The organism is Clostridium hominis (assembly GCF_014287825.1).
Classification (GTDB): domain Bacteria; phylum Bacillota; class Clostridia; order Clostridiales; family Clostridiaceae; genus Clostridium; species Clostridium hominis.
The window spans coordinates 109,902-123,333 of the sequence record NZ_JACOOO010000005.1 but is presented as its reverse complement, the minus strand read 5'-3'; the positions used below and the strand labels follow the sequence as shown (position 1 = coordinate 123,333).

General features: G+C 29.9%; 11 protein-coding genes. 7 read left to right on the top strand and 4 right to left on the bottom strand.

Features of this window, described 5'->3' with window-relative positions; translation table 11 throughout:
• The first annotated feature begins 182 nt into the window (after positions 1 to 182).
• Positions 183 to 1,637 (top strand): 6-phospho-beta-glucosidase, encoded by a 1,455-nt coding sequence (locus H8S20_RS05145; RefSeq protein ID WP_032117788.1) that lies wholly within the window; start codon positions 183 to 185, stop codon positions 1,635 to 1,637.
• Between the two features lie 55 nt (positions 1,638 to 1,692).
• On the opposite strand, the gene H8S20_RS05140 is transcribed toward H8S20_RS05145, so the two are convergent.
• The 3 genes from H8S20_RS05140 to H8S20_RS05130 form a co-directional block, all read right to left on the bottom strand.
• Entirely contained in the window at positions 1,693 to 2,613 is a 921-nt protein-coding gene (locus H8S20_RS05140) for a DUF362 domain-containing protein (protein WP_032117789.1), read from the bottom strand.
• 92 nt (positions 2,614 to 2,705) lie between these two features.
• Positions 2,706 to 3,305, bottom strand: a complete 600-nt coding sequence (locus tag H8S20_RS05135) for a TetR/AcrR family transcriptional regulator (RefSeq protein ID WP_032117790.1) — start codon at positions 3,303 to 3,305, stop codon at positions 2,706 to 2,708.
• A 148-nt stretch (positions 3,306 to 3,453) separates the two neighbouring features.
• A complete protein-coding gene (locus H8S20_RS05130; RefSeq protein WP_032117791.1) occupies positions 3,454 to 5,259 on the bottom strand; it encodes a flavocytochrome c in 1,806 nt (601 codons plus the stop codon).
• 275 nt (positions 5,260 to 5,534) lie between these two features.
• Between H8S20_RS05130 and H8S20_RS05125 the strand changes: the two genes are divergently transcribed.
• The 3 genes from H8S20_RS05125 (at position 5,535) to H8S20_RS05115 (ending at position 7,705) form a co-directional block, all read left to right on the top strand.
• Positions 5,535 to 6,386: a DegV family protein gene (locus tag H8S20_RS05125; RefSeq protein WP_032117792.1), complete on the top strand. Its 852-nt coding sequence runs from the start codon at positions 5,535 to 5,537 to the stop codon at positions 6,384 to 6,386.
• Positions 6,387 to 6,406: 20 nt separating this feature from the next.
• A complete protein-coding gene (locus H8S20_RS05120; RefSeq protein ID WP_032117793.1) occupies positions 6,407 to 6,919 on the top strand; it encodes a DUF1836 domain-containing protein in 513 nt (170 codons plus the stop codon).
• Positions 6,920 to 7,270: 351 nt separating this feature from the next.
• Positions 7,271 to 7,705 (top strand): GatB/YqeY domain-containing protein, encoded by a 435-nt coding sequence (locus H8S20_RS05115; protein ID WP_032117794.1) that lies wholly within the window; start codon positions 7,271 to 7,273, stop codon positions 7,703 to 7,705.
• A gap of 103 nt (positions 7,706 to 7,808) precedes the next feature.
• On the opposite strand, the gene H8S20_RS05110 is transcribed toward H8S20_RS05115, so the two are convergent.
• On the bottom strand, positions 7,809 to 8,399 hold the full coding sequence (locus H8S20_RS05110; RefSeq protein WP_032117795.1) for a hypothetical protein: 591 nt from the start codon (positions 8,397 to 8,399) through the stop codon (positions 7,809 to 7,811).
• Positions 8,400 to 8,561: 162 nt separating this feature from the next.
• On the opposite strand from H8S20_RS05110, the gene H8S20_RS05105 reads away from it, so the two are divergent.
• From H8S20_RS05105 to H8S20_RS05095, 3 genes are all read left to right on the top strand, one after another.
• The gene (locus H8S20_RS05105; protein ID WP_243177518.1) at positions 8,562 to 9,938 is read left to right on the top strand and encodes an MATE family efflux transporter; all 1,377 of its coding nucleotides are present in this window, start codon (positions 8,562 to 8,564) and stop codon (positions 9,936 to 9,938) included.
• 263 nt (positions 9,939 to 10,201) lie between these two features.
• Positions 10,202 to 11,746, top strand: coding sequence for a beta-N-acetylhexosaminidase (locus H8S20_RS05100; RefSeq protein WP_186859447.1), 1,545 nt, complete (start codon positions 10,202 to 10,204; stop codon positions 11,744 to 11,746).
• A gap of 220 nt (positions 11,747 to 11,966) precedes the next feature.
• The gene (locus tag H8S20_RS05095) at positions 11,967 to 13,418 is read left to right on the top strand and encodes a protein adenylyltransferase SelO (protein ID WP_032117799.1); all 1,452 of its coding nucleotides are present in this window, start codon (positions 11,967 to 11,969) and stop codon (positions 13,416 to 13,418) included.
• Positions 13,419 to 13,432 lie beyond the last annotated feature (14 nt).

Genomic DNA, 13,432 nt, shown 5'->3' with positions numbered 1-13,432 from the left:
ATTTTAAAGTCAGTTTAACTGGCTTTATTTTTTTATATAAAATAAGCCTTAATTTTCAAAAAATGAAAATTATTCATTATATGAACTAAATAAATTGACTATTGTTCATAAAATGATTTATAATTTGGCTAAAGAGGAAAATAAATAGAAAAATAATAGTATTTAAATAATGGAGGGTAATTATGAGCAATATTAAATTCCCAGAAAATTTCTTATGGGGTGGAGCTACTGCAGCTAACCAATTTGAAGGTGGATATAGAGAAGGAGGAAAAGGGTTAAGTTCATCTGATATGATGACAGGTGGTACTCATACTGTTGCTAGAAGAATAACTACAGAGATAGAAGATGGAACTTATTATCCAAGTCATGAAGCAATTGATTTCTATCACAGATATAAAGAAGATATAGCACTTTTTGCTGAAATGGGATTCAAAACTTTTAGAATGTCTATGAACTGGACAAGAATATTCCCAAATGGAGATGAATTAGAACCAAATGAAGAAGGGTTAAAATTCTATGATGATGTTTTTGCTGAATTAAAGAAATATAATATAGAACCATTAGTAACTATTTCTCACTATGAAACACCATTTGGTTTAACAAAAAAATGGAATGCATGGGAAGATAGAAGAACTATAGATTGTTATTTAAGATATTGTGAAACTATATTTAACAGATACAAAGATGTAGTTAAGTACTGGCTAACATTTAATGAAATTAACATTTTAACTCATGGACCAGCTGCAGCTTTCATGGGTGCAGGAGTAATGTTTGATGATATAAGATCATTAACATTTGGAACTGGTGGAAATGATCATAAGCAAGAATGTTTCCAAGCATTACACCATCAATTTGTTGCAAGTGCTAAAGCGGTTCAATTAGCACATTCAATAAATCCAGAGTTTAAAATCGGATGTATGATAGCTTATGGAAAATTATATCCTTATACTTGTAATCCAGAAGATGTATTATTAGCTCAACAACAAGAAGAATTCTCTAATTTCTTATGTGGAGATGTTCAGGTAAGAGGAGCATACTCAGGATTTGCTAAACGTTTCTTTAGAGAAAATAATATTGAAATAAAGATGGAAGAAGGAGATTTAGAGACTCTTAAAAATGGATGTGTTGACTTCTATACATTTAGCTACTATATGACTAACTGTGTAAGTAAAGATCCAAATGTTGAAACTACTGGTGGAAATCTTTCAATGGGCTTAAAGAATCCTTACTTAGAAGCAAGTGATTGGGGATGGCAAATTGACCCTGTAGGTTTAAGAACTACTTTAAATCAAATTTATAACAGATACCAAATTCCAATGATGATAGTTGAAAATGGATTAGGGGCTGTTGATACAGTTGAAGCTGATGGATCAATAAACGATGATTATAGAATTAACTACTTAAAAGCTCATATCGAGCAAATGAAAGAAGCAATTGCTGATGGTGTTGAATTATGGGGATATACTCCATGGGGATGTATTGACCTTGTAAGTGCTGGTACTGGAGAAATGAAGAAAAGATATGGATTTATCTATGTTGATAAAAATAATGATGGAACAGGTACATTAGATAGAGCGAGAAAGAAGAGCTTTTATTGGTATAAAAATGTAATATCTACAAATGGTGAAGAACTATAAAATATAATAAATTATGGGTAGCAATAGATATTTTACATCTATTGCTATTTTTTTATTAATTATTTAACTTATCAACAGAAAACTCTTTTCCATAAGCACATTTATTAAAATGCTTTTCTGCATCAAGTAAATTCATTCCTAATATTTTTATAGGAGAATTACTTTCTAGTGTTACTTCTCCACAGCCTAAACCTTTATTTATTGAAGAATATAAATAGTTTATAGCTTGAGGTTTAAATCCTAAGAGTCTAGCGCCGATAGTATCTGTAGCAACAGGATCAGTACCGCATAAAACAATTCCAGTATGATTTCCAATTCCATTATGAGGACCGGTTCCTATCATTGCAGGGTTTACACTAACTATTGATAAATCGATAGTAAACTTTTCAAGCATGGCAGTGATAAAGCCATGTAAGTCTTTATGTATTCCTAAGTTTTTCTTAGGATATCCATGCTCTTCACAAGATGGCCATCCCATGGCTATATTTTTTATAGATGCAGACATGGTAGCTTCTTCATGGATTTTAAGTTGTGTAAAAGATATTAGAAAGGTCATTTCTTCGTATAGTTTATTTAATGATGTTGAAGTTGGGCTGCTATGATTTAATGGAACATTTATAAAAGGTCCATAGTTTAAGTTGATGAATTCCACCTTCTCTGATTTTATAACATCTGTATAACCTATATCCTTCATTACGGATTCAATATCTTTTTCAGCAGATGCTGTTGCAACTACAACCCTTTTAGGGTTACAACACTTAATAACTTTTATTAGTTCTCTTAGGCTTTCAGGACCAACTACATCACCATATCCAACACCACCTTTATTAACAAAATTAGGTGTTATTACAACAACATCATCATTTTTTATCATGGAAGAAATATTAAGAAGGCTTAAGCCTTCTTTTATAGCTAAAGATTCATTAGAATTTTGAGTTATAGCAACTTCAGGGTTTAAAGATCTTCTCACTCTCACAAATATCGCACCTTTCATATAGTTATTATTTAATTACATAAATAGTATTACCTGATTAATTAATATATAATTATATAAATAAAAATACCCTCCTAAAAATATAGGAAGGTGTTTTGGGATATACCATTTAAGAAAAGTTTTATATTTAAATTAGTATAATAAATTAAATCATAAGTAGCTTCTTTTCTAGACCAGTCAAATGAATAACCTCGTATCATAACAAGAATCATATCAGCTATATCTTCGGCTAAAACAGTATCTATTATTTGAGCTTTATTTTGACCACGTTGGATTATTTCTAGTAATATTTGTTTCATAATTCTATGATTTGAAGTATAAAATCCATTATTATCAGTAAGTTTAATTTGAGAAATCTCAATACTTTTGCTTAATCCTTTTTTATATGTGAATTCTGCATAAAAGTTGCAAAAATAGAGTATATTATCTAATTCATTATCATTTGTTAAATTGGGTTTTACTTCTGTTAAATAGCGCTGATCCATCCAAGTGAATTGTTCAGCAATAATATCATTTTTACCGTTAAAATAGTGGTAGAATGTGCCAGTAGTAATATTAAGTTCTTTACAGATTTGTCTAATAGATACATTTTCATATCCATACTTTTGAATTACTGTAATTGCATCCTTTAATATTTCAGCTTTTTTATCAATATGCTTTTGCGACTCCTTCATTAACAATCACCTTATCATTTAAATTTATATATTGATTTCATATAGATTTTTACATTATACCATATTTTGAAAGATAAAAAAAATCCCTATAGATTTATTGTAAAATAGATCTATAGGGTAAATAATTTATAGGGAAAACTATTTTTTATTATTTAAGCTTGTTTTTTGCAGCATTTTCACCAGCGATCTTACCGAATACAGTAATATCAGCTAAAGCATTACCACCAAGACGGTTTGATCCATGAACACCACCAGTTACTTCCCCAGCAGCAAATAGCCCTTCAATTATTTCACTATCTTTATTTATTACTTCAGCAGAAGTATTTATTTCAAGACCACCCATTGTATGGTGAACAGTTATTGATCTTGCACCTGCATAAAATGGTGCTGTATCAATTTTTTGTTCTAATATTTTTCTACCAAATTCATCTCCACCTTGATTATCTACGGCTTCATTATACTTATCTAAAGAAGCTTTTAGATTTTCGTATGGAAGATCTAATTTTTCTGCTAATTCTTCAAGAGAATCAGCTTTAATAACTATACCTTGTTCAACTAATTCAGTTATAGTTTGATTAAAGTTATTTTTGCTTTCTGGTGTTGGATAAGTATCAGAATCTATTACTTCCCATAGCCATTTATCAGTTTGTTCATATAAAGCCATAGTCATAACGTCTCTACGCTCATCCTCTGCAACAAAACGATTTCCCTCTTTATTAATGAAAACATTACTTGCAACACCCACACCAACTTTACCACTTAAGCTTCCTGTGTTTGGATCTCCCATAGGTAAAAGTTGAATTTCATTCATTCCAACAAGATTAGCATTAACAGCTTCGGCCATAATTAAGCCATCACCAGTTGCTCCTGGAGCATTAGTAGTTTTTATTGTTTCATCTAATGTAGGCCATTTTTTATTATATTCTTGACGCATTTCAACATTAGCACCAAATCCACCAGTTGTTAGTATAACCCCATTATTAGCATTTAAAGTTACTTTATTACCATTTGCCCCTAACGCAATTACTCCAGTAACTATGCCATCTTCAATAATTAGCTCTTCAGCTTTGGTTTCTACCATTACTTCAACATCATTACTATTTATGTAATTCATATATGCATCAACATACCCAGTTCCTAAAGGTTTAACAGGTTTATGTCCTCTTGGGAATAATCCACCTAAAACTGTTATTAGATTATCAGTATACTCCATTCCAAGAGATTCAAGCCACTCTAATGCAGGATAAGCATTTTCAACAAGGGTTCTAATTAAATCAGGATTACCTAATTTATCTCCACCTTCATATGTTTGAGTATAGTGTAGTTCAATACTATCTTCAATACCTAATGGTTCTTGTCTTTTTGGATCAACTGCATTATATCCTGAACCAGATATTATTGTATTTCCACCAACACTAGGCATCTTTTCTATTACTATTACGCTTGCACCATTTTGCGAAGCGCTTACTGCAGCTGCCAGACCAGCACCACCAGCACCAACAACTATAACATCAGCAGTTTTTTCAATATCTTCAACTTTTTCAGTTTGTTCCTTTTTTACATTAAGTAACTCTAAGTTACCACCAGCTTCTTGTAAAGCAATTTTTGTAGCTTCAATGATAGCATTACTTGTATAAGTAGCTCCTGAAACAATGTCTACAGCCACACTTTGAGTAGTAACTATAGCTGCAGGTACCTTTTCTAAAGCTGCATCTGAAACATTTGGAGTTTCACCATGTTCGATAACAGTGACAGATTTTATAGAAGTATCATCAACTTCAACCTGAACTTTTAGGTCACCGTTGTGGGCCTTAGATGATGCTTCATATGTACCAGGTTTGAAAGATAATTGAGTTGTTTCTAAATTACTATTCTTACATCCCATAATGCTAAATAGCATTGTAGTACTTAATAACAAAGCACTAATTCTTCTTAAGATTGATCTTTTTTTCATTTTTGTCCCCCTAAATGTAATATTAACATAACTCGTTACGTAACATGTTATGTTAATATTATAACAATGAAAAGGTTATGTCAAGTAAAAAATGGAATTAAAGAATAATTATGTGTTTTGAATGTTATTAGAATATACTATGAAGAAAATGTAAATTTTATTGACAAAATAGTTTTAGGGTGTTAATCTAAAACAAATAGTTTTTAAAACTAGATGAATTAGATTGATAGACAAAATTACTTAGGATAGAATATAAATTGAATGGAGAGAAATTTATGATTAGAATAGTATCAGACTCATCATCACTTTACTCAAAAAAAGATGGACAAGCTAAAGGAATTGAAATTGCTCCACTTGCAGTAACTATTAACAGTAATACATATAAAGAATATGAAGATATTCATACAGAAAAATTTATAGAGATAATTAATGAAGGACATATACCAGCATCTTCTCAGCCGTCAATAGGAGAAGTATTAGAAATATACAGCAAATATCCTGAGGATGAAATAATAAATATATCAATGGCTGATGGGTTATCAGGTACATATAACTCAGCATGTATGGCGAAAAATATGGATGAAAATCCAGGGCGTATTCATGTAATTAATTCGCAAACATTATGTGGACCTCAAAAATACTTAGTTGATTTAGCTGTAGTTTTAGCTCAAAATGGTATTGAGGTTAAGGAGATAGTTACAGAGATAAATGAAACTGTAGAAAACTCCAAATCTTTCTTAATACCTAATGATTTTGATTATTTAGTAAGAGGGGGAAGATTATCACCATTAGCTGGTAAAATTGGTGGGTTAATAAAGCTAGTACCTGTAATGACTCTTGCAGAAGATAAAAAATCTTTAGTTAAGTTCACTACAAAGCGTACTTTTAAAAAGGCAATACAAAAAATTTGCGAAACAATGTTAGAAGATAACGTTGATTCAAATTGTAAAATATATATTTCACACGCTTGTAAAGAAGAGTTAGCAGAAGAAGCCAAAAACATTATATTAGGTCATATAGAAAATGCTGATATTGAAGTTAAACTTTTAGGTCCTGCGTTTACAACTCAAGGTGGTCCAGGATGTGTAGCAATTCAATATATAAGAAAACATGAAGCATTAAAATAGAAAGTTTTAGGGGGGGACTAATGGAAAGTTCTAAATTTCATTTGCCAAGATTCAATGAGTTACCACGTGTTCCTTTATATAAAGATCAGGTAATTACATATTTAGAAGATGTGGCTAAATCAATAAATGTTAATACAGATGAAAAAATATTAACGCCAACAATGCTTAATAATTATGTAAAGCAAAAGGTGGTATCACCTCCAAAAGATAAAAAGTATAATGAAAAGCATTTAGCATATCTAATTGTAGTTTGCGTATTAAAGCAGGTATTTAGCTTACAAGAAATATGTAGTCTCATAAATGTACAAATAGAGAGTTGTCCTATAGATACGGCTTATGATTATTTTTGTACAGAAGCAGAGAAAGCCATAGAAGCTGTTTTTATAACTAGGGATTTTTCTTATCCTAGTTCTGCCTCGATAAATACATTAGAAAGTGAAATGGTAAGGTCGACAGTTATGGCAGTTGCTCATAAACTATATATACAGATGCAACTAACAGAAATGAATAGTAACTTAGAGAATAGTGTTTAAAATATAATAGTCTTAATAACAAAATCCATGATAGATATATCATGGATTTTGTTATAGAAATACTCTTTTGATGATAATAATATAATTATTCATATAAATAAATTAAGAAATAAAATTGAAGCTGATTGTAAAAGCCTATATTTATAAAAACAGTATGGGGTGTTGGATATAAGTTTAATTCAGAAATTAATTAACGTTTATTATTTCATTATATTGGTATATAATATTATAATAAGAGGAATCATGAGATAAAGAAGTTAAAAGAGTTGATTTATTTTATTATTATTAATAAAAATTAACTATATAGATAACTATTAATTAAAATATATATAGATAGGAGATTACAAAGAGATGTTAAAAGAACAATTAAAAAAAGATGAAATAGCAGCAATGAAAGCAAGAGATAAGGCAAGAGTTAGTGTTTTAAGAATGGTTAGCGCTGAAATTAAAGCTTATGAGGTTAATAACAGAGAAGACATTTCAGATGAAAATGTTATTAAAATAATTGAAAAAAGTATAAAGCAAACTAAAGAAGCTTTAGAATATGCTAAGCAAGCAAATAATGAAGAAAAAATTCAAGAAGGTAACTTTGCATTAGAAGTATTAACACCATATCTTCCAAAGCAATTAACTGAAGAAGAAGTTAGTGAAATGTTAAAAGAAATAATAGCTAATGGAAATTATACAGCGAAAGACATGGGTAAAATAATGAAAGAAATAATGCCTAAAATTGCTGGAAAGTTTGATAGATCGAAGATTAATCCAATGGTAAAAGGGTTACTATAATAATAAATAATCAAAAGACTGTCTCAAAATTGATAAATAAATTTTGAGACAGTCTTTTTTACATATATGAGAAAATATATTCAAGACATCATAGGGTTAAAGGTTAGCTTATACTAAGTTTTGATTTAGCATTGTTAACCATTTCTTTTAAATCATTCATTGCATTATGAGAAGCGTTTCCTATGGTTCTAAGCCCCTTAACTACCTCATCTTTAGCTAAAGTTGCATAGTCTTTAGTTGTTTCCACAAAACCTGCATTATGTTTATCAACAGCAGTAATTGTTTTATCTACTTCAGCAATTACATCGGCATTTAATTTGTCAACTTCAGGAGTTCCTTTTTTTACATAGTTTTGTAAGTCAGCTTTAAATGCTTCTAAATTCGTTTTAAGGTCATTATAAGAATTATTATATATAGTTAGAAATTCTTCAGTTGTACCATTAAAAGTGAAGTCTTCAGCATATATATCATATTCAGGAGCTTTACTAGGGTCTCCAAAGTAATGAGTATATCTTTCTGTTAAGTATTTTTCATAATCTTCTTTAGTTGTTGCTGTAGTAGAAGTATTATTTTCAGTTGTGTTTTGTGAATTGTTTGAAGAATTATTTTTGTTTGAGCCATTATTGCTACAACTTATAAAAGTAGTTAAAAGCATAGCTAATAATAATGCGGAAACTAATTTAATATTTTTCATAAGTAGATTACCTCCTTAAGTATTTATATTTATAGTGTGCTTAAAAAAGATAACTATATTCAAATTAATTAAAAGAGAAATAAATCATAAAAATATCCATATAATTTTGAGAAAGTTAATGATATAATAGGCAAGGATTATTATATTATTGCAATTTTTATAATGTTGAAAGGTGAAATTATGGACATAAATGAAGTATTAAATATGAATATATTTAAGGTATGGACTAAATTTGTTGTAGCCTCCATAGTAGGAGTTGTTTTAAATACTATATATACAATGGTAGACGGTATTTTTGTAGGACAAGGTGTTGGAGAAGCTGGACTTGCTGGTGTGAATATTGCTTGGCCTGCTGTAACATTAGTTGTTGGGATAGGTTTAATGATAGGAATTGGGACAAGCAGTATAGTAGCTATCCATATGGGAAGAGGACATAAGGAAAAGGCTGAAAAATCCTTAGGAACTGCTATTAAGTCAATTATTATTATTGGAAGTATAGTGATGCTTTTAGGTCTTATATTTAGGGAGCCTATAATAAGAATGTTAGGTGCTACAGCTGATACTATAGAGTATGCACGAGATTACTACACAATAATATTTTTTATTTCTATACCATATATATTTTCAACAGCGTTAAATCCTATAGTTAGAACTGGTGGTAGGCCAGATCTATCAATGATAATGATTGGGATAGGAGCTATTGCTAATATTATATTAGATTGGTTATTTGTTATTAAGCTTGGATATGGTGTAAAAGGTGCAGCTTTAGCAACTAGTGCAAGTATCTTTATAACTATGGTAGTATCCTTATTACATTTCATAAAGGGAAAATCAAATATAAAAATAAGAAAAGAATATTTTAAACTAGATTTTAGAATTTTAAAGAAGATATTAAAAATTGGTTTTGTTAGTTTTGCAGTACAATTATCTTATGGGATCATACTTTTAGTACAGAATAGAACTATGTTTGCTTATGGAAATACAGTAGATGTAGCTATTTATACAGTTGCCACATATATAAATTGTTTTTTAGTAAATACATGTATGGGAATAGCTCAAGGTTTACAACCTTTAATAGGATATCATTATGGAGCAAATAAATTAGAGAGAATGAAAAAACTATTATATATAACTATTGGTATTTGTATAATTGGAGGAATTATTGTTTACACGAGTATAGTTCTTTTTGGTAGAGAAATGATTTCAATATTTGGTATAGGAGCAGAAAGTTTAGATTTTGCTTATAATAAGATATTAATTTATTGCATTGGAAGTCCTATAATTGGAACGATTTTTACAATGAGTGGATATTTCCAAGCAATAGGTAAAAATGTTTATGCTAATGTAATTTCAGTAGGAAGGGGATTTGTATTTCAATTTTTATTTACAGTAATATTACCACCCTTCATTGGAGTTACTGGGGTTTTCTTATCGTTACCTTTAGCTGAATTAATTACGTTTATAGTATTAGGTATTATATTAGTAAGAGAGAAAGGTAATGATTATAGAAAAATAAGAAGACGAATAAATACTAATTAGAAATGTAGTTTTGTAAATAACTAAAATATGAATATGTAAGAGGTAAGATTTTAAATAGATTTTACCTCTTTTTTTATTGAAAAAATTATGATGTTAAAATAGATAAAGTTGATAGTAAAGCAATATAAGAATAGTATAGAATACACCCTTTAGGTTATAAAATAATAATGAAGATTTATTAAAAACTAAATTATTTAGTATATAGGATGGTGAACAAATGAAAATAAAATTTAATAATAAGTTGAGGAAAAAAATTTGAATTGATGACGGGATTTATAGTGGTAGTAGCTTTTATAATAATTGCTATAGCATATAAAGACGTTAAAGCACAAGAAAATGTAAATGATATCATCCCAAAGCCATTAAGTTTTGAAAAAGGTGTTGGGGAATTTAATATTACTAATGATACTTCAATTTATATAAAAGGAAAAACTGAAAAAGAAACAGATGAAATTAATAAAGTTGCAGAATTTATAAAAGGAAAATTACAACCATCAACTGGATTTGAATTTAAAATTATTAAAAGTGATAATCCACCAGAAGGTAATATTTATTTAACTACTATAGGAGGGGAAGAAGTTCAAGGTGATGAAGGATATAAGATTATAACTGATAATCAGGGGATTAAGATTATTTCATTTAAACCTGAAGGGATTTCAAGAGGGGTTCAAACACTAAGACAGTTGTTACCATCAGATATTGAAAAGGCTACAGTTGTGAGTAATATTAAATGGACAGTTCCTATTTCAACAATAGATGATAAGCCAGAATATAGCTACAGAGGATTAATGATTGATGTAGCAAGACACTTTTTTACTGAAGATGAGGTTAAGCGTCAAATAGATTTAGCAGCTCAATATAAAATAAATAGAGTACATTTACATCTAAGTGACGATCAAGGATGGCGTTTAGAAATTAAAAAATATCCTGACTTAACTTTAATAGGTGGTAGTACTGAAGTTGGTGGAGGGCAAGGAGGATACTATACACAGGAGCAATTTAAGGAAATAGTTGAATATGCTAAAGATAGATATGTAGAAATAATTCCTGAATTTGATATGCCAGGACATACTAATGCAGCATTAGCTTCTTATGGCTTTTTAAATCCGGATGGAGAGAGAAAGCCATTATATACAGGGACAAATGTTGGATTCAGCTCTTTCATGACACATGATGAAAAAACATATGAATTTATTGATGATGTAATTAAAGAAGTTTCTGAGATATCTCCTTCAAAGTATTTTCATATAGGAGGGGATGAGGCAGAAGCTACGCCAAAGGCAGATTATGATTACTTTGTTGGAAGAGTAGCTAAAATAGCAGAAAAGTATGGAAAGACTCCTATAGGCTGGGATCCAATAGATACTTCTCCTGAAATAAATTCAAGTGTAATACTACAAAACTGGAAGGATTCTAATGAAGCTGCTAGAAAAAAGAATATGAAAATGATAATTTCCATAGCAAGTAAAGCTTATTTAGATATGAAATATAATGAGAGCACTCCATATGGATCAGATTGGGCGGGATATATACCAGTAGAAACTGCATATAATTGGGATCCTACTGACTTTGCTCCAAAGAATTTAGTATTAGGTATAGAAGCACCATTATGGACTGAAAATATTTCGACTCAAGATCAAATGGATTATATGATATATCCGAGATTATTAGGATATGCTGAAATAGGTTGGACACCTAAGGAAGAAAGAAATTGGTCTGAGTATAAAGTTCGATTGCAAAAACAAGGTGAAAGAATGATGAATGAGGAAATAAATTATTATAAAGATCCTACTATATGGAGCAATTAGATAGAATGTTAAAAAATACATCAAGTATGATTTTTTCGTGTTTGATGTATTTTTTAAAATATAAAATTTATACAAAATATTAGAAAATAAAATACTACTTAATAATATTTATCTTTTAATAATTAATATAGTAATATATAATTTATAAAAAGATAATATAAAAATTATAGCTTGGGTAAGTTAAAGATATAGACATTAACTATTTATAATTTATAAGGAGATGATAAAAATTAAGTTAGAGAATACATATTTAAAATTACCAGAAATGTTTTATAGTAAGCAAAGACCAAGTCATGTACCTAAGCCTAAGCTTGTTACTTTTAATTATTCATTAGCAGAAAAACTAGGATTAGATTCACAGTATTTAGAAAGTTCAGAAGGAGTAGACATACTTTCTGGAAATAGAATATTAGAAGGAACAACGCCTATAGCTCAAGCTTATGCAGGACATCAATTTGGATATTTTACAATGTTAGGTGATGGAAGAGCTGTACTTCTTGGAGAACTTATAACACCTAAAAATGAAAGAGTAGATATTCAGCTAAAGGGTTCAGGTGAGACACCATATTCAAGAGGTGGAGATGGGAAGGCGGCACTAGGACCTATGCTTAGGGAATTTATTATAAGTGAGGCTATGTATGGTCTTGGAATTCCAACCACTCGTAGTTTAGCAGTAGTTGAAACTGGTGATACAGTCATTAGGGAAAAGCTGTTGCCGGGAGCAGTATTAACACGTATAGCTTCAAGTCATATTAGGGTAGGAACTTTTCAATATATAGCAAGCTATGGAAAGCTTGATGATTTAAGGGCTTTAGCAGATTATGCAATCGAGAGACATTATAAAGAATTAATTAATGACGATAATAAGTACATTAAATTCCTTAAAGAGGTAATAAAAAAACAAGCTGATTTAATCTCTAAATGGCAACTAGTAGGCTTTATTCATGGTGTTATGAATACAGATAACGTGACGATTAGTGGAGAAACTATTGATTATGGACCATGTGCTTTTATGGATGTATATAATCCTAGTACTGTATTTAGTTCAATAGATAGAAGTGGGCGTTATGCTTATGGAAATCAACCTAATATAGGAGCTTGGAACCTTGCAAGGTTTGCTGAAAGTTTATTGCCGTTATTAAGTGATGATAAAGACGAAGCTATTAACTTAGCCCAAGAAGCTATTGCAGAGTATCCAGAGATATTTAAGGGAAAATGGATATCTGGAATGAGAGCGAAACTTGGATTGTTTACTGAGAAGGCAGAAGATGAACAGTTAATAGAAGGCCTCTTAAGTATTATGAATAAGTATGGTGCTGACTTTACAAATACATTCCGTTCATTAACTATTGGAAATTTAGATGAAATGAAGATGGCTGATGAAGAAGGATTTAAAGATTGGTATAAATTATGGCAACAAAGATTGTCAAAGCAAGATAAGACCAAAGAAGAAGTAATGAAGCTTATGAAAAATAATAACCCTTCAATAATACCAAGAAATCATAGGGTGGAGGAAGCATTAGATGCTGCTGTAAAGGCCGATGATTATAGTATTATGGATAAGCTTTTAGATGTGATTAAAAATCCTTATGAATATTCTAAGGAGCAAGAGGAATACACTTCTTTACCTGGACCAACAAAAACTCCTTATAGGACTTTCTGTGGAACATAGGATAAATATTAGCT

Excerpts from the sequence above, each read along its gene's own strand:
- H8S20_RS05145 (WP_032117788.1), top strand. The coding sequence starts at position 183 with ATGAGCAATATTAAATTCCCAGAAAATTTCTTATGGGGTGGAGCTACT.
- H8S20_RS05135 (WP_032117790.1), bottom strand. The coding sequence starts at position 3,305 with ATGAAGGAGTCGCAAAAGCATATTGATAAAAAAGCTGAAATATTAAAG.
- H8S20_RS05130 (WP_032117791.1), bottom strand. The coding sequence starts at position 5,259 with ATGAAAAAAAGATCAATCTTAAGAAGAATTAGTGCTTTGTTATTAAGT.
- H8S20_RS05125 (WP_032117792.1), top strand. The coding sequence starts at position 5,535 with ATGATTAGAATAGTATCAGACTCATCATCACTTTACTCAAAAAAAGAT.
- H8S20_RS05120 (WP_032117793.1), top strand. The coding sequence starts at position 6,407 with ATGGAAAGTTCTAAATTTCATTTGCCAAGATTCAATGAGTTACCACGT.
- H8S20_RS05115 (WP_032117794.1), top strand. The coding sequence starts at position 7,271 with ATGTTAAAAGAACAATTAAAAAAAGATGAAATAGCAGCAATGAAAGCA.
- H8S20_RS05110 (WP_032117795.1), bottom strand. The coding sequence starts at position 8,399 with ATGAAAAATATTAAATTAGTTTCCGCATTATTATTAGCTATGCTTTTA.
- H8S20_RS05105 (WP_243177518.1), top strand. The coding sequence starts at position 8,562 with ATGTTGAAAGGTGAAATTATGGACATAAATGAAGTATTAAATATGAAT.
- H8S20_RS05100 (WP_186859447.1), top strand. The coding sequence starts at position 10,202 with ATGACGGGATTTATAGTGGTAGTAGCTTTTATAATAATTGCTATAGCA.
- H8S20_RS05095 (WP_032117799.1), top strand. The coding sequence starts at position 11,967 with ATGATAAAAATTAAGTTAGAGAATACATATTTAAAATTACCAGAAATG.